At 66.0% G+C, this 15,879-nt stretch carries 15 protein-coding genes and 1 pseudogene; 9 read left to right on the top strand and 7 right to left on the bottom strand.

The features are described from left to right. Positions 1-242 (top strand): hypothetical protein (locus ACH107_RS22800; protein WP_412507775.1); only part of this gene is annotated, 242 nt, incomplete at its 5' end. Next, positions 217-1,278: a cell division protein ZapE gene (zapE, locus tag ACH107_RS22795; RefSeq protein WP_412507774.1), complete on the top strand. Its 1,062-nt coding sequence runs from the start codon at positions 217-219 to the stop codon at positions 1,276-1,278. The genes ACH107_RS22800 and zapE, both read left to right, overlap by 26 nt. Positions 1,279-1,293: 15 nt before the next feature. On the opposite strand, the gene ACH107_RS22790 is transcribed toward zapE, so the two are convergent. Then, positions 1,294-2,013 carry a type 1 glutamine amidotransferase gene (locus ACH107_RS22790; RefSeq protein WP_412507772.1) on the bottom strand — a complete coding sequence of 240 codons (720 nt, stop codon included), beginning with the start codon at positions 2,011-2,013 and terminating at the stop codon, positions 1,294-1,296. 103 nt (positions 2,014-2,116) lie between these two features. Next, positions 2,117-3,052, bottom strand: a complete 936-nt coding sequence (locus ACH107_RS22785) for a GlxA family transcriptional regulator (protein ID WP_412507771.1) — start codon at positions 3,050-3,052, stop codon at positions 2,117-2,119. A 112-nt stretch (positions 3,053-3,164) separates the two neighbouring features. Here ACH107_RS22785 and ACH107_RS22780 point away from each other — a divergent pair, with 112 nt between their 5' ends. The 6 genes from ACH107_RS22780 to ACH107_RS22755 are packed head-to-tail and all read left to right on the top strand — an operon-like array spanning position 3,165 to position 10,084. After that, positions 3,165-4,415 carry a sarcosine oxidase subunit beta family protein gene (locus ACH107_RS22780; protein ID WP_412507776.1) on the top strand — a complete coding sequence of 417 codons (1,251 nt, stop codon included), beginning with the start codon at positions 3,165-3,167 and terminating at the stop codon, positions 4,413-4,415. 13 nt (positions 4,416-4,428) lie between these two features. After that, entirely contained in the window at positions 4,429-4,716 is a 288-nt protein-coding gene (locus tag ACH107_RS22775) for a sarcosine oxidase subunit delta (protein WP_412507770.1), read from the top strand. Then, positions 4,713-7,661: a sarcosine oxidase subunit alpha family protein gene (locus ACH107_RS22770; RefSeq protein WP_412507768.1), complete on the top strand. Its 2,949-nt coding sequence runs from the start codon at positions 4,713-4,715 to the stop codon at positions 7,659-7,661. The genes ACH107_RS22775 and ACH107_RS22770 overlap by 4 nt, the downstream gene beginning before the upstream one ends. After that, complete coding sequence (locus ACH107_RS22765) at positions 7,654-8,220, top strand: sarcosine oxidase subunit gamma (RefSeq protein ID WP_412507767.1); 567 nt, start codon at positions 7,654-7,656, stop codon at positions 8,218-8,220. The genes ACH107_RS22770 and ACH107_RS22765 overlap by 8 nt, the downstream gene beginning before the upstream one ends. 57 nt (positions 8,221-8,277) lie before the next feature. Then, entirely contained in the window at positions 8,278-9,270 is a 993-nt protein-coding gene (locus tag ACH107_RS22760) for a helix-turn-helix domain-containing protein (protein ID WP_412507766.1), read from the top strand. A 46-nt stretch (positions 9,271-9,316) separates the two neighbouring features. Beyond that, a complete protein-coding gene (locus ACH107_RS22755) occupies positions 9,317-10,084 on the top strand; it encodes a TIGR01458 family HAD-type hydrolase (RefSeq protein WP_412507764.1) in 768 nt (255 codons plus the stop codon). Positions 10,085-10,089: 5 nt separating this feature from the next. Here ACH107_RS22755 and msrA read toward each other — a convergent pair whose 3' ends face one another. From msrA to ACH107_RS22740, 3 genes are all read right to left on the bottom strand, one after another. Continuing rightward, a complete protein-coding gene (gene msrA, locus ACH107_RS22750) occupies positions 10,090-10,596 on the bottom strand; it encodes a peptide-methionine (S)-S-oxide reductase MsrA (RefSeq protein WP_412507763.1) in 507 nt (168 codons plus the stop codon). Further along, positions 10,593-11,039: a peptide-methionine (R)-S-oxide reductase MsrB gene (gene msrB / locus ACH107_RS22745; RefSeq protein ID WP_412507762.1), complete on the bottom strand. Its 447-nt coding sequence runs from the start codon at positions 11,037-11,039 to the stop codon at positions 10,593-10,595. Before msrB ends, msrA begins: the two co-directional genes overlap by 4 nt. Positions 11,040-11,187: 148 nt before the next feature. Continuing rightward, positions 11,188-13,512: a hypothetical protein gene (locus ACH107_RS22740; protein WP_412507761.1), complete on the bottom strand. Its 2,325-nt coding sequence runs from the start codon at positions 13,510-13,512 to the stop codon at positions 11,188-11,190. Positions 13,513-13,661: 149 nt separating this feature from the next. On the opposite strand from ACH107_RS22740, the gene ACH107_RS22735 reads away from it, so the two are divergent. Continuing rightward, on the top strand, positions 13,662-14,336 hold the full coding sequence (locus tag ACH107_RS22735; protein ID WP_412507760.1) for a thiamine diphosphokinase: 675 nt from the start codon (positions 13,662-13,664) through the stop codon (positions 14,334-14,336). On the opposite strand, the gene ACH107_RS22730 is transcribed toward ACH107_RS22735, so the two are convergent. Further along, positions 14,337-15,242, bottom strand: coding sequence for a DMT family transporter (locus ACH107_RS22730; protein ID WP_412507759.1), 906 nt, complete (start codon positions 15,240-15,242; stop codon positions 14,337-14,339). It lies immediately after the preceding gene. Positions 15,243-15,411: 169 nt separating this feature from the next. After that, positions 15,412-15,879: pseudogene (locus ACH107_RS22725) on the bottom strand (hypothetical protein); the annotation flags it as partial.

The raw sequence follows: 15,879 nt of genomic DNA, 5'->3' as shown, positions 1-15,879 counted from the left end.
GGCGGCTCGGGCCGGGGGCACGACGGCCTGCGCTGCCGTGCCGACGGCGGGCGCTCGCGGTCACGGCGGACGCCTTCGGCGAGGGTATTTTTGCCAAGAAGAAGGCCGGGTTGTCGCGATGCGGCGCGGCCGGGCGGGAAGGTGATGGAAGTCTCGCGCGCGGGTGGGCGGTGATCGGTGCTTTTCACGGGCCGCGTGCCGCGCTATCGGGAAAGAATGGAAACGCTGCCCCGCATATATGACCGCATGGTGGAGGCTGGTGAGTTGAGCCGTGACCCGGCGCAGGAAGGCGTGATCGCCGAGCTGGAGCGTATCCGCGCCGAGCTGGACAAGCCCGTCAAGCGTGGCTGGTTCCGCAAGGCGCCCGAGCCGCCCATGGGGCTGTATGTCTGGGGCGGTGTCGGGCGCGGGAAATCGATGCTCATGGACATGTTCGTTGACAGTATTTCCGTGCCCAAGCGGCGGGTTCACTTTCATGCGTTCATGCAGGAGATACATGCCGGGATGCACAGGGCCCGGCAGGATGGCGTGGAGGACGCGCTGGCCCCCGTTGCCGCGCGGGTCGCCGAGAGTGTCCGGCTGCTGGCCTTCGACGAGATGCAGATCACCGACATCACCGATGCCATGATCGTGGGGCGGCTGTTCGAGGCGCTTTTCGCCGCGGGGGTCGTGATCGTCACCACGTCCAACCGTGTGCCGGACGATCTGTACAAGGACGGGCTGAACCGCCAGCTTTTCCTGCCCTTCATCGCGCTGGTGAAGGAGCGGATGGTGGTGCATGAAATGGCCGGGCCGAGGGATTACCGGCAGGACAAGCTGGCGGGCGCGACCAGCTATTTCACCCCGCTGGATGCCGAGGCGCGCGCGAACATCGACGCGGTATGGCAGGACCTGACGGGTGGGCAGGGCGCGCCGCACCGCCTGATCGTGAACAAGCGCGCGGTCGAGATCCCGGCCTTTCACAACGGCGTGGTGCGGGCAGGGTTCTATGATCTGTGTGCCAAGCCGCTCGGCCCGGCGGATTTCCTTGCGCTGGCCGAGGCGGCCCGTGTCCTCGTACTTGAGAACATACCGCAGCTCGGGCGGTCGAACTTCAACGAGGCGAAGCGTTTCGTCACGCTGGTCGATGCGCTTTACGAGGCCGGTGTCACGCTGATCTGTTCCGCCGCGGCCGAGCCGGAGTACCTGTATCTCGAAGGTGAGGGCACGTTCGAGTTCGAGCGAACCGCCAGCCGCCTGCGCGAGATGCAATCGGCGGGCTGGCAGGCGGCCCGGTGAGGCCGCGCGGCGCCGTCAGGTGCGGGCCGTGGCCTGCAGCCAGTTGATGTAGAGCCGCTCGGCGAGCGCGTTGAAATCCTCCATCCGCGCGGCGCAGGCATTTTCGAGATCTTTCAGGGCATGGGAACCGAGCGCTTTTTCAAGGGCTTCGGCATAGGCCGGGACCGCCTGCCAGTCACGGACCGTGTCGGATTCGATTTCCACGTGGAATTGCAGCCCGAAGGCGCGCGTCTGCCATTTCATGGCCTGTACCGGGCAGGCGGGCGAGGTGGCGAGCACCTGTATTCCCTCGGGCAGGCTCTTGATTTCGGCGGAATGCCATTGGAGGCAGTCGAATTTCTCGGGCACCCCGTCGAAAAGCACGCCGGAGGCGCCTGCCTCGGTCAGTTGCACCTCCTTGACGCCGATTTCGGGCGTCTCGGACGGGCCGACCGTGCCGCCCAGTGCCTCGGCCAGAAGTTGATGGCCGAGGCAAAGGCCGAAATAGGGCATGCCGCGATCGACAACGGCGTCGCGGATGAACGCCTTTTCCTCCTTCAGCCACGGGTGGGCGTCTTCCTGCCAGACATCCATTGGCCCGCCGAGGACCCACAGCGCATCGTAATCGTCGAGGTCGGGCAGCGCATCGCCCGCGTCGAGCTCAACAGTGTCCCAGCTGTGCCCGTCCTCGTCGAGGAAGCGGCGGAAAATGCCGGGATGCTCCACGCGTTCATGTTGCAGCACCAGTATATGCATGCGGTCCTCCTTCGGGTTGCGGCCGACCCTAGGCCGGCAGGGCGGGCGATGACAAGGCGGCGCCGCAAATGGCCGGCCGCGTGACGCAAATCCCGGCCCGGTGTCATCGATACGCCGAAGGCGGCTCGCCGTAGCGGGCGGAATAGGCGCGGGAGAAATGCGACGAGCTGGCAAAGCCGGTGGCCAGCGCGATCTCGGTCAGGGACATCGGCGCGTTGCGCAAAAGGCCCTGCGCCTTTTCCAGCCGGAGGTCGCGGTAATACCGCATCGTGGCGAGGCCCAGCTTCTCGCGGAAAAGGCGGTTGAGCTGGCGTGGCGAGACGCCGGCCACCTGTGCAAGGTCCTCCAGCGTCACCGGATCGGCGACGTGGCTTTCCATCATCTCCACCGCGTACAGGATGGCAGCGTTGTTCGAGCCGACACGCTCGACGAGGCCCGCCCGTTGCGGCCCGGCCGACGGGCGCACCTCGGTGTGCATGAACCAGTCGCTGACCAGCCGCGCGAAAGGGGCGCCGTGGTGACGGGTGATGAGCGCGTGCATCAGGTCCATGGGCGCTGTGCCCCCTGCGCAGGTGACACGGTCGCGATCGATGACGTAAAGCGTGCGCTCGATCAGCAGGTGAGGCGAGATTTCCGACAGCGCCGCGGCGTGTTCCCAGTGAACGGTCATGCGGCGCCCTTCCATCAGCCCGGCCCGCGCGAGAACGATGGGGCCCCCCGACACACCGCCCAGCGTCACGCCGGCGCGCGCCATCCGCGCGAGGTAATTGATGATCTGGCGTCTGTCATGCCGCGCCGGATCGCCGCCGGCCACCACGAAGAGGTAATCGAGCCGGGGATCGTCGCGCATGTGCGCCTGCGGGGTCACGGTGGCCGCGCCCGAGCTGGGGATCGGGCCATCGGTCATCCCGATATTGATCATTTCGTAAAGCGCGCGCCGCGCCAGCAGGTTGGCGGCGCGCATGGGCTCCACAAGCGCGGCGTAGGACATCAGTGCGAAACCGTCGAGCGGCAGCAGGCCGATTCGCCGTGTGGTCACGGAATTTGAACCAATATTGTCCATTCGGGAAATATATTCGTCCAAATCGTGAAAGTACATGACCGAATTCCGGGCCAGAGTCGGGATGACACAGACACGGGATTGCACGGCGATGCGCTACAACGCTTTCAAGATATTCCGCGAGGGGCTGACCGGCAACAAGGGGTGGAAACCCGTGTGGCGCGAGCCCGATCCGAAGCCCGAATATGACATTGTCATCATCGGTGCCGGGGGGCACGGGCTGGCGACGGCCTATTACCTGGCCAAGGAATTCGGGATGCGCAATATCGCGGTTCTCGAGAAAGGCTGGCTGGGATCGGGCAATATCGGGCGCAACACCACGATCATCCGGTCGAACTACATGCTGCCGGGGAACGAGCCGTTCTACGAATTGTCGCTGAAGCTGTGGGAAAACCTCGAGCAGGATTTCAACTACAATGCGATGATCAGCCAGCGGTCGATCCTGAACCTTTTCCATTCGGACGCGCAGCGTGATTCGTTCGTGCGTCGGGGCAACGCGATGCTGCTGGCCGGGGCCGATGCCGAGATTGCCGATGCCGACCAGCTGCGGGCCGAGTTGCCGTTTCTCGATTTCGACAACGCCCGCTTCCCGATCAAGGGCGGGCTGTTCCAGCGGCGCGGCGGCACCGTGCGGCACGACGCGGTGGCGTGGGGCTATGCGCGCGGGGCAGACAGCCACGGTGTCGATATCATCCAGAATTGCGAGGTCACGGGTTTCGACATCGAGGGCGGCAAGTGCCGCGGCGTCGAAACCTCGCGCGGTGCGATCCGCGCGAAAAAGGTAGCTGTCTGCGTCGCCGGGTCCTCGGGGCGCGTGATGGCGAAGGCCGGAATGCGTCTGCCGATCGAGTCCCACGTGTTGCAGGCGTTCGTCACCGAGGGTCTGAAACCTGTTCTTCCTGGGGTTGTGACCTTCGGTGCCGGCCATTTCTACGTCAGCCAGTCCGACAAGGGCGGGCTGGTCTTCGGCGGGGACATCGACGGTTACAACACTTATGCCCAACGCGGCAACCTGCCGGTGATCGAGGACGTGGCCGAGGGCGGCATGGCGATCATGCCCATGATCGGGCGGGCGCGCTTGCTGCGCAGCTGGGGCGGGGTGATGGACATGTCGATGGACGGGTCGCCCTTCATCGACCGCACCCATATCGACGGGCTCTATTTCAATGGCGGCTGGTGCTATGGCGGCTTCAAGGCGACACCGGCAAGCGGCTATTGCTACGCCCATCTGCTGGCCAAGGACGAGCCGCACCCGACGGCGACACAGATGCGCCTCGACCGGTTCCGCCGCGGGAACATCATCGACGAAAAGGGCGTGGGCAACCAGCCCAACCTGCATTGAGGAGGGACAGAGCATGATTATCAAGCACCCGCTTCTAGGCCCCCGCGATGCCGCCGAATTCGTCTATCTCGGGGATGCGGCCCTGATCGACCGGCCCGACTGGCAGGCCGAGGACGCGATGGAAAAGTTCCACGACTACGGGTATCTGCGCGATAACCCGGCCGGCGAACACCAGGAGTTGTGGTACCACGAGCAGGGGGACCGTTCTTGGCTCGTGGTGACACGAAGCACGCTTACCCATGAGATCACGAGGGTGGAAATGGCCCGTGACGTGGCACGCGGCAGGGGGCGCGACAGATGAGCCAGATCAACCGTATCAGCGGCGGCCAGGTGGACCGCTCGACCGAGATCAGCTTTCGGTTCAACGACAAATGGATGAAGGGCCATCCCGGTGACACGCTCGCTTCGGCGCTGCTGGCCAACGGTCAGCGGCTCGTGGGGCGGTCCTTCAAGTATCACCGCCCGCGCGGCATACTCACGGCCGGGTCCGAGGAACCCAACGCGCTCGTGGAACTGCGCAGCGGTGCGTATCAGGAGCCGAATACGCGGGCCACGACGGTCGAGCTGTTCGACGATCTGCGCGCCAACAGCCAGAACCATCGTGGGTCGCTCGAATATGACCTGATGGCGGTGACGGACCTTATGTCGCCGTTCCTGTCGGCCGGTTTCTACTACAAGACCTTCATGTGGCCGAAAGCGTTCTGGGAAAAGCTTTACGAGCCGGCGATCCGCGCGTCCGCGGGCCTCGGGCGCCTGTCCATGAAGGAAGACCCCGACAGTTACGACAAGGGATTCGTGCATTGCGATCTTCTGGTGATCGGCGCCGGGCCGGCCGGGCTGTCGGCCGCGCTGGCCGCCGGGCGGGCCGGCGCGCGGGTGATCCTCGCGGACGAGGACTTCACGCCGGGCGGGCGCCTCAATGCCGAAACGCTCGAGGTTGACGGGAGGCCCGGTGCGGACTGGGCGCGCGACGCCGTTGCCGAATTGTCCGCGATGGACAACGTGCGGCTCATGCCCCGGACCACCGTTTACGGCGCGTTCGACCACGGGATTCACGGCGCTCTCGAACGCTGCACCGATCACCTTGCCGACAGTGGCGGCAAGCCGCGGCAGATTCTTTGGCGCGTCTACAGCAAGCGCGCCGTTCTGGCCGCAGGGGCGACGGAACGGCCCATCGCCTTCGGCAACAACGACCGGCCGGGCATCATGCTTGCCGGCGCGGTGCGCGCTTATGCAAACCGTTTCGGCGTTGCGCCGGGGCGCCAGCTTGCGGTTTTCACCAATAACGACGACGGGTGGCGCACGGCCGCCGACATGGCAGCAAAGGGTGTCGAGGTCACGGCGGTCATCGACAGCCGGGACTGCCTGCCCGTTTGTGACGTGCCCGGAGCGCGGCACGTGCGCGGCGCGGCCGTGGTCGATACGGTCGGCCGCAAGGGAGTGAAATCCGTCACGCTGACCGACGGGCAAGTGGTCCCTACCGACTGTCTGGCCGTCTCGGGCGGGTGGAACCCGAACGTGCACCTGACATGCCACCAGCGTGGCCGCCCCGAATGGCGTGACAGCCTGAATGCGTTCGTTCCGGGCGGCGAGTTGCCGCCGGGCATGACCGTGGCCGGGGCCGCGAACGGGGCCCTGACGCTGGCCGCCGCCCTCGCGGCGGGGCGCGACGCGGCGGATGCGCAGATCGCTGATCTCGGGTTTTCGCCCGTGAAGGCACCGACCCCCGATGCCGAGGACGAACCGCGCGATGGCGCCGCTTTCTGGTACGTGAGGGAAAGCACCAAGCGCGCTTGGCTCGATCAGCAGAACGACGTCACCGTGAAGGACGTGAAACAATCCTACCGCGAGGGATTCCGCGCGGTCGAGCATCTCAAGCGGTACACGACGCTGGGCATGGCCACCGACCAGGGCAAGACGGCCAATATCCCCGCACTTGCGATCATGGCGGAATGCACGGGAAAGACGGTCCCCGAAACGGGCACGACGATTTTCCGCCCCCCCTACACGCCGGTGCCTATGGGCGCGTTTGGCGGGCGGTCGCGGGGCAAGGATTTCCGCCCCTATCGCCTGACACCCAGCCACCAATGGGCCGAGGCGAACGGCGCGACCTTCGTGGAGGTCGGCAACTGGATGCGCGCGCAATGGTTCGCCCGCCCGGGCGAGAAAGGCTGGCGCGACAGCGTGGATCGCGAAGTCGAAATGACGCGCAACTCCGTCGGTATCTGCGACGTGACCACGCTGGGCAAGATCGACGTACAGGGCCGCGATGCCGCCGAGTTTCTCAACAAGGTCTACGCCAACGGCTTCGCCAAGCTGCCCGTGGGCAAGGTGCGCTACGGCCTGATGCTGCGCGAGGACGGGATCGCCTATGATGACGGGACGACCGCGCGGCTGGACGAGAACCATTTTGTCATGACCACGACGACGGCCAACGCGGTTGTTGTTTTCCGCCGGCTCGAATTCGCGCGGCAATGCCTCTGGCCGAACCTCGACGTGCACCTGATCTCGACCACGGACGGCTGGGCGCAGTTCGCCGTGGCCGGCCCCAACGCGCGCAAGCTGCTGCGCAAGGTGGTCGATGAGAACCACGACATCTCGAACGAGGCGTTCCCCTTCATGGCCTGCGGCGAGGTGACGGTTTGCGGCGGAATGCCGGCGCGGCTTTTCCGCATCTCGTTTTCCGGCGAACTGGCCTACGAGATCGCGGTGCCGGCGCGCTACGGCAATTCGATGATGGACGTTCTGATGCAGGCGGGGGCCGAGTTCGACGCCGTCCCCTACGGCACCGAGGCGCTCGGCGTCATGCGCATCGAGAAGGGCCATGCCGCGGGCAACGAACTGACCGGGCAGACAACCGCGCACAATCTGGGCATGGGCCGCATGGTCAGCCAGAAGAAGGAGTGCATCGGCAACGTGCTGTCGCAACGCCCCGAGATGATCCGGGACGACGCGGTCAAGTTGATGGGGTTCAAGCCCGTCGACCCCGCGCAGAAGCTGACCGCCGGGGCGCATTTCATCAACCGCGGCGAGACGGCGAACATGGACAACGATCAGGGCTGGATGACCTCGGTGGCCTACTCGCCCAGCCTCGGCCATTCCATCGGCCTCGGCTTCATCCAGTCGGGCGATACCCGAAAGGGCGAGATCGTGCGCGCCGTCAATCCGCTGCATGGCAACGAAGTGGAGGTCGAGATCTGCTCGGCCCATTTCATCGACCCGGAAGGAGAGCGTCTGCGTGCCTGACTATACCCTCACCTCCGCCCCGCCGCTGGCGGGAACCGATCTCGCCGTCGGAGACACGCGCGTCACCGCGCCGGCCGATATGGCCATCGTCTCTGTCGCGCTGCCCCTTGGCGGCGAGGCCGACGCCGAAAAGGCCGTACAGGATGCTTATGGTGCCGCGTTGCCCGAGCCGGGAAAATCCGTCGTCACCGCGGACGGCGCACGTCTTGTCAGGCTGACCCCGGATCAGGGGTTCGTGATTTTCACGCATGCCACCCCCGATGCCGAACGTGTCGTGGCGGACAAACTCAAGGGCAAGGTCTACACAACCGACCAGACGGATGTCTGGACCGGGCTGAGCGTTGACGGGCCGATGTCCCGCGCCGCGCTGGAGCGGATCTGCCCGCTCGATCTGCACCGCGATGCCTTTGCCGTGGATGATGCGCATCGCACGGTCATGGAGCATCTCGGCGTGCTGATCATCCGCACGGGCGGGGATGCCTATCTGCTGTTGTCGGCCAGCTCGTCGGCGGGATCATTCCTGCACGCGGTCGAGACATCGTTGAAGAACACAAGCTGAGAAAAGTCACCGGCGGATTTCAGGGCTCCGCGCAAAACGAGGAAAGGAAGATCTGTCATGTATCTTGAAAACCTTGAAACGGCCCGTTCCGCTGTCGCCGCTCCCACGCTCGCAAGGCGCAGCCTGTCGGGGGATTTTGTATTCATCACGCAAAACGAACGGGTGGCGCACGCGGCCGAAGGCTGCATCGACGTGCTGCGTGCCGCCAACCGCATGGTGGGGGACAAGGCGTATGCATGGTCGCACGTTTGTGGCGCCGACGCCCTGTCCCAAGCGCCGATCTGCGGCCCGGACCAGACGTTGGTGCTGGTCGGAGGGCTGGATACCCCTTGGCGGCCGACAGGTGCGGCCCTCAACGGGTTGCGCGCCGGCATCCGGAACGCGGCGCGCGTCTGTGTCGTGGGCTCGGCCATCTTCGTGCCACTCGTCGCGGGCGTGCTCGGCGCCAAGCAGGTTGCCGTTCATCCCGATTTCCGCCCCGGCGTCGGGGAATGCGGGCGCGGCCTTGACATGGTCGAGGCCGCGACATGCCATCACAAGTCGCTCAGTAGCGCCATCAGCCCGGCCGCCGCCATGCGCATGATCGTGGAGCTGGTCGGTGCCCGCGAAGGTGAATTCACGCGCGCGGCGTTGTCACGGTATCTGGGCCTGAGCGAACCCGAATCCGAGACGCCGACGGGCGAACACTGGCGGTACAAGCGCATGGCACAGGGCAACCTCGTGATCAGCGAGGCGTTGCAGATCATGCTCGACCACCTCGAGGACACGCTGACCGTCGGCCAGATCGCCGATATCCTCGAAGTCAGCCCCCGCAAGCTGGAACGTGGGTTCAGCGAATTGCTGGAGCAGACCCCGCTCAAGGTTTACCGTGACCTGCGGTTGGAACGGGCACGCAGCCTGCTGACCCAGACGAGCATGCCGCTGAACGAGGTCTCCGTGGCTTGCGGGTTCTCGAACGTCACGCTGATGAAGAAATGGTTCTGCCGCAAGTACGGCGAAACGCCCGAAGCGGTGCGCCAGCATGCCTACGGCGGCTCCCGGGCGGCCTGACGGGGCAGCGATTGACCGCGTCCCGCGGCATTGCCATGGTTGAGCGATGATCAAGGCTGTTCTTCTCGACCTGTCGGGTGTCCTGTACGAGGGCGGGCAGGCCATTGACGGGTCCGTCGCGGCCGTGGCCCGGCTGCGCGGTGCGGATTTGCCGGTCCGGTTTATCACGAATTCGACGCGCGACCCCCGCCGTGTGCTGCTGGGCAAGCTGGCGGAGATGGGGTTCGACATTGCCCCGGAGGAGCTTTTCACACCCGCGCGCGCGGCGGTCGAGACGCTGACGCGCGATGGTGTGACGCCTCACCTGCTGGTCCATCCCGACCTTGAAGAGGATTTCGCGGATCTGCCGCAAGACGGCAAGCCCGGCGCCGTCGTGGTCGGCGACGCGGCGCAGCATTTCACCTATGACGCGATGAACGCTGCATTCCGCGCCCTGCACGGGGGTGCTGCGCTGGTCGCGCTGGCCGCCAATCGCAGTTTCAAGGACAGCGATGGCGAGCTCAGCATCGACGCTGGCGCCTTCGTCGCGGCGCTGGAATACGCCGCGCGCACCAAGGCACAGGTGCTGGGCAAACCGGCGCCGGATTTCTTCGCGGCCGCGCTGGCCAGCATGGGGTGCGATGCCGCTGACGCCGCGATGGTGGGCGACGATGCCGAAGCCGACATCGCCGGGGCCCTGCGCGCCGGGCTGGGGGCGTCGGTGCTGGTACGGACGGGCAAGTATCGACCGGGCGACGAGAGCCGGGCCGATCCGGCGCCGAGCCGCGTCTGCGCCGACCTGTCCAACGCGGTGGACTGGATATTGTCCGGCTGACGCGGTTACTCGGCGGCGTCACGCTTCGGCAAGACCCAATCGGGCCGTGGGAAATGGCAGGTGTATCCCTGCGGGAAGCGTTCAAGGTAATCCTGATGTTCCGGTTCGGCTTCCCAGAAATCGCTGACCGGTTCCACCTCGGTCACGACCTTGCCGGGCCAGAGGCCGCTGGCCTCCACGTCCGCGATGGTGTCGAGCGCGACCTGCCGTTGCGTGTCGTCCACGACGTAGATGGCCGACCGGTACGACATGCCGACGTCGTTGCCTTGGCGGTTCAGCGTGGTCGGGTCATGGATCTGGAAGAAATACTCCAGGAGTCGCCGATAACTGATTTTCACCGGGTCGAAGGTGATCTCGATCCCCTCGGCATGGGTGCCGTGATTGCGATAGGTGGCGTTCGGCACATCGCCGCCGGTATAGCCGACGCGGGTGCTGATCACGCCGTCCAGCTTGCGGATCAGATCCTGCATGCCCCAGAAACATCCCCCCGCGAGAACTGCGCGTTCGGTCATGATCTTTCCTCCGCTTGATCAAGGTAGGCGCCGTAGCCTTCGCTCTCCATGTCGTCGCGATGGATGAACCGCAGGCTGGCCGAGTTGATGCAGTAGCGCAAGCCGCCCCGGTCTGCGGGGCCGTCGGGAAAGACATGGCCCAGGTGGCTGTCGCCGTGGCTGCTGCGTACTTCGGTACGCATCATGCCGAGGCTGGTGTCACGCAACTCGGTGATATGCGCGGGTACCAGCGGCTTGGTGAAGCTGGGCCAGCCGCAGCCGGATTCGTACTTGTCTGCCGATGCGAATAGCGGCTCGCCCGAGACGATATCAACGTAGATTCCGGGTTCCTTGTTATGCAGGTATTCCCCGGTCCCCGGCCGTTCCGTGCCGTCCTGCTGGGTGACACGGTACTGTTCGGGCGTCAGCCGGGCTATGGCGGTTTCGTCCTTGGTGTAGGTCATGCGCCCCGTGCTCCTTCACGCTTGCAACCCTCTACCGATAAAATGGCAGCGGCGCGGCGGATTTCAAATCCCCGGTGGGCACAACGGGGCCGAACGCACCGAGAGGGCCGGACTTCCGACCGTTTCACGGTGTTGCCGCGGTGTCCGGTCATCCGGCCCGGCGGGCCTCGGTGCGGAAATCGGTTTCCTCGGTGACGGCGAAACGTCCGCCCCGGATCTTCTGCAACTTGCCCTGCCGCAACAGCTGCCCGAAGGAGCGCAGCCCGTCCTCGCGGGAGAATCCCTCTTTTTCCACCTCTTTCAGCTTGCCCATCAGCATCGGGCGCGAGAATTGGGGAAATCCCTCGACATCGGCCATGTAGGCGGCGGCGGCTTCCAGAAGGTCGGGCAACTGCGTCGCGCCGACGTCCTCGGCAAACTCCGAGAAACCGCGGCCGCCGGCATCCCCCCCAGCGGATGGCTGTGTTTCGGTGGGCTTGGACACGCGACGAGGCCGAACCGGCTGGCGCGGTGTATCGACCCGCTGTTCGGCCACCAGTTTAAGGGGCGCGGCGCGCGATCCCTCTGGCCGTTGGTCGCGCCCGGTGTCACCTGCCCGCGGGCGTCGCGGACGTACCGCGCTGGCAAGGTCCGACCGGAATGGCGTGTCGTCCACGCCCTGTGTCAGCCCCTCGGTGCCACGTTCCTCGGCCCGTGTCGCGGCGACCGCGGCGCGCAGATGCTGGATGGCGCGGCGACGCTGGTTGGATTCCGGCTGCTCGCGCTGGTGGTCGGCTTCCTCGAAAATCCGCGACAGGTCGGAATCATCGGCCCGGGCCAGCTTGTCCGCCCCGCGGACCGGTGCCTGCCCGGCATCGCCGCGCGACTCGGCCTCGGGCGGTGTCGTGGCTGGCTCGGCCTCGGGCGCCTCTGGTGTCCTCCCGGTGTCCGTGTCGTCCTCTCGTTGCTCCGCTTGATCCGCCGTGGTCTCGGCGTCCTTCCCGGGCCCGGCAAGTTCGGCCGTGACTTCCGCAAGCTCGCGTTGCAGCTCGGCCTCCTCCTCGGGGCTCAGCGTCGTCTCGCCGGTGTCGAAATCTTTTGTCGATTCATCGAAAAGATTGAGCTCCGTGCCTTCGTCGACTTCCGTTTCGGTGGCTTCAAACGCGGTCTCGAACTCGCTGCGGGTGACCTTGAACACCCGGGCCGCGGTCGCGTCTTCCGGCGTTGCGGTCTCGTCCTTGGGCTCGGCCTCCGGTGCCTGTTCCCGCGTCGGGCTTTTCCCGGTCGGTATGTGCTCGGCGTCGGGCTCGCTGACCGGGGCGGGCTCGGGTTCGGGCATCGAGTCGGCCAGCAGTTCGGCCAGCGTGTCCCGTGCCAGTTCGACGTCCTCCTGCGCGGGGGATTCTTCCCCGGCCGTTTCGGCCGGTTGCCGGTCACGATCGGGCTTCGGCGGCGTGTGGTCGGCTTGGCTTGCGCTCCCTTCCAGGATGGCGCTGATATCCGAAAAATCGCCGGTTCCGGTGGTGTCGCTTTCCTCGGCCATGTCCGGTTCGGTGGGCGCGACGCCAAAATCCTGCGCATGTTCGTCTTCGCTGTATTCGTCTGTCGTGAACGCGGATGACGACATGGACACGACCGACCGGATGCGCCGCAGCCGCGCCGCGATGCTGGTGTCCTCCGCCGCTTGGGCCGGTTCCGCAACGGCATCGCCCGCGCCGCCGCGAGGTTTCTCCGTCTCCTCGTCGGCGATCTCGATGGGCTCCTCATCCGCGGCCTCGGCGGGTGATGGGGCGATTTGCGCCGCTTCGGCGTGTTCGGCGGGTTGGTCTTCCTGCGGAGGTTCGGCGGCCTCGGCCGGTTCCGCCTCATCGACCATCTCTGCCGGTTGCTCTTCGGGGGCCGGCGCTTCTCGCGGTGCTTCGCTCGTTTCGGCTTCGGCGCTCGGTCTCGTCGATGCCTCGGGGGGCGCAACCTCCGCCATAGTGTCGGGCGCTGGCTCTTCGGCCGCCTCGGCGGGCTCGGCGGGCGCGACTGTTTCTTCGGGCGGTTCCTGCGGGGCGCCGCTCACCTTGTCGGCCAAGGGGGCTTCCGCCTGAATTGCCGCCGCCTGCTCACGGGTGGGCGGCGATGCCGCGTCCGCGGTCGTTTCGGGCGTGGCGGGTGCCGCTTCCTCGGCCGGTTCGGCAGGGGCGGTCGCAACGTCCGCCGCGGCGGGCGGCGCCTCGGCTGCTTCCTGCGCCTCGTCAGCCCGCAGCACGATCTTGCCGCGCTCCTCCCGCGCCTGAACGTGGCGGGAAATCTCGCGCTCGGCGATCCGTGCAAGCATCTCGGCGTCCGGGGTCGGCGGTTCCGCGCCGAAATATCGGTCGTCCGCGGCCAGATCCCTGAAATACTCCGCGATCGCTTTCATGGTTTCGAACGAGTCGTCGAAGCCTTCCAGCGTACACGAGAACGTGCCATAGGAAACGGTGAGGATCTTACTTGTACTGACCATGATGAATGCTCGCTCTGCTGCACCTGCAACCGCCGTGTCTACATTCGCAGGCAGGACCAAAGAGGCCCGATTCTTAGAATTTTAGCGTATCATTTCGTGGTCAGAATGTGATTTGTTTCATGAACTGGCAACAGTTGGGGATGTTTTCGATGATTGTATGCTCAGACGCGCCGGTGACCTTGATCGGTGGTGCCGAAGTGACGGACGCGCGGATCGCGCGCTCCCGTGCGTTGGCGCCCCGGCTTGTCGCGGCCGATGGCGGGGCCGACGCGGCGTTGGCCCACGGGGTGACCCCGGAAGCGATAATCGGGGATTTCGACAGCCTGAGCGTGGCGGCGCGCGATACTCTGCCCCCGGACTCCCTGCACCGTATTCCGGATCAGCACAACACGGATTTCGACAAGTGCCTTGAAAACATCGCGGCGCCGCTGGTCATCGGCATCGGGTTTTCCGGCGCGCGGCTGGATCATCAGCTGGCGGCCTACAACACGTTGGTGCGCAACCCCCAGCACCGCTGTATCCTTCTGGGCAGCGAGGAGCTGGTTTTCCTCGCGCCGCCCTCGCTTGCGCTCGACCTGCCCGAGGGATGCGAGGTCTCGCTGTTCCCGATGGGCGCCGTCGAGGGCGTCTCCGACGGGCTGCGCTGGCCCATCGGCGGGATCAATTTCGCGCCTGACGGACGCGTGGGCACGTCCAACACGGCCCTTGGGCCGGTGCACCTTGCGCTGACCGCGCCCAAGATGCTGGTGATCCTGCCGGAAGCCATGCTCGAGGAATCGGTCCGCGCGCTGGGCGCGACTGTCCCCGCTTGGCCGACCCCTTGATCAGGGTGGTGGCGCCGGGCGGCGCTGCAGGTGACGTTCGCGGAAAAAGACGAACAACCCCGAACCGACGATCAGCGCGATCCCCGCGAAACCGAGGGCATCCGGCAGGTCGCCGAAGATGTAGAAGCCGAAGATCGTCGCGCTGACGATCTCGAGGTACTGGATCGGCGCCAGTAGCGATGCCGGCGCCAGCGACAACGCGAAGCTGATGCAGACATGCCCGAGCGTCGCCACGACGCCCAGAAGCACAAGCAGCCACAGGTCGCGCGCGCCCGGCCACGCGGGATCGAGGGCGGCGACGCCCGAGCCGTCAAAGGCCCACAGCACCGGCAGCGCGATACCCAGGGCCGCCAGCCCGGTATAGGCTTGCAGCGTGATGGGATGCATCCGCGTGGCCATGCGGCGCGTCAGGATCATGTAGAAGGCAAAGCACAGCGCCGTGACCAGCGGCAGCAGGGCAACCGGCCCCACTTCCTGGAAACTGGGCTGGATGATCAGCAACGCGCCGGCAAAGCCGATGCTGCAGGCCACGTAACGGCGCGGCCCGATCGGTTCTCCCAGCAGAAGACCGCCAAGCAGGGTGAGGATGAAAGGCTCGACGAAAAAGATCGCGATGGAATCCGCGATCGGCATGTAGCGAAGGGCGATAAAGAAGAAAGCTGTCGCGACAAGCAGCAGGACGGCCCGCGCCGCGTGCAACCCCGCCTCGGCCCCGTCGGGCCGATGAAGCCAGCCGAAAGCGGCAGCCAGCGGCATCAGAAGCGCGGCCTGGAAAACGAAACGCGTCGTCGCGATCACGCCCACGGCCACCGCCCCGCCGATCAGCTTGGCCGCGCTGTCCTGCAGGGGCGCCAGCAGCGAGAAGGCGATCATCAGAACGATGCCCAAAGTGGTCTTGCCGTCCATGTCCGATCACCGCCCGCGTCAATCCGTCGGGGCCTGCCGGCCCGTCGGTGTAACTTTGGTCAAAACGCGGGCGATGTCAAAGCGTGGGCTGTTTTTCGGGCGGGCGCGTCAGCTGGCCATATGCCGCGGCGCGGGGGCGGCATCCACCTGCTGGCTCAGTGTCCCGCCTTTAGCCTGCGAGATGGCTGGCGGCCGTGAAGCAGTTCCAGCATTCGTCCGGTGCGTAGAGGTCGTAACCAGTGACGTTGTTATACGTGTAGCCCAACAAGTGACGGAACTTGCCGATAGCGGTAAGCTGCGCCTGAACACGCGTTACGTCAGACAGGGCTGCACTCAGCCCGGGTAACGTGATGTCACCATCCTGCTCGATGATTTCGGCAAAGAAACCCCGGTGCCGATCCAGCTTGCCCTTGCCTTTCGGTCGGCTCTGCAGAGCTGCCTTCGCCCGGCCCGTTCGCCGGATCGCAAGCGTCCATCGCGCGCCGGAAGCGGGCGCGCGCCCGATACAGGTCCGAAAAATGCCATTGCGGAGCGGAGGTTGACAGCGCCGATCCAGGGGCTGCCTGTCGTGCCGTAAGGTCCGGGCGGCCGTCAGCCCGCGACCGCGCCCTGCGCGTACCGCGCCGCGTGCCGGCCC

The organism is Roseovarius halophilus (ex Wu et al. 2025) (assembly GCF_047086965.1).
Note: the sequence above shows the minus strand (reverse complement) of the source record. Positions and strands in the feature narration are given on the sequence as shown.

Excerpts from the sequence above, each read along its gene's own strand:
- ACH107_RS22730 (WP_412507759.1), bottom strand. The coding sequence starts at position 15,242 with ATGGACGGCAAGACCACTTTGGGCATCGTTCTGATGATCGCCTTCTCG.
- msrB (WP_412507762.1), bottom strand. The coding sequence starts at position 11,039 with ATGACCTACACCAAGGACGAAACCGCCATAGCCCGGCTGACGCCCGAA.
- ACH107_RS22790 (WP_412507772.1), bottom strand. The coding sequence starts at position 2,013 with ATGCATATACTGGTGCTGCAACATGAACGCGTGGAGCATCCCGGCATT.
- ACH107_RS22775 (WP_412507770.1), top strand. The coding sequence starts at position 4,429 with ATGATTATCAAGCACCCGCTTCTAGGCCCCCGCGATGCCGCCGAATTC.
- ACH107_RS22760 (WP_412507766.1), top strand. The coding sequence starts at position 8,278 with ATGTATCTTGAAAACCTTGAAACGGCCCGTTCCGCTGTCGCCGCTCCC.
- ACH107_RS22755 (WP_412507764.1), top strand. The coding sequence starts at position 9,317 with ATGATCAAGGCTGTTCTTCTCGACCTGTCGGGTGTCCTGTACGAGGGC.
- zapE (WP_412507774.1), top strand. The coding sequence starts at position 217 with ATGGAAACGCTGCCCCGCATATATGACCGCATGGTGGAGGCTGGTGAG.
- ACH107_RS22740 (WP_412507761.1), bottom strand. The coding sequence starts at position 13,512 with ATGGTCAGTACAAGTAAGATCCTCACCGTTTCCTATGGCACGTTCTCG.
- ACH107_RS22735 (WP_412507760.1), top strand. The coding sequence starts at position 13,662 with ATGATTGTATGCTCAGACGCGCCGGTGACCTTGATCGGTGGTGCCGAA.
- msrA (WP_412507763.1), bottom strand. The coding sequence starts at position 10,596 with ATGACCGAACGCGCAGTTCTCGCGGGGGGATGTTTCTGGGGCATGCAG.
- ACH107_RS22780 (WP_412507776.1), top strand. The coding sequence starts at position 3,165 with ATGCGCTACAACGCTTTCAAGATATTCCGCGAGGGGCTGACCGGCAAC.
- ACH107_RS22770 (WP_412507768.1), top strand. The coding sequence starts at position 4,713 with ATGAGCCAGATCAACCGTATCAGCGGCGGCCAGGTGGACCGCTCGACC.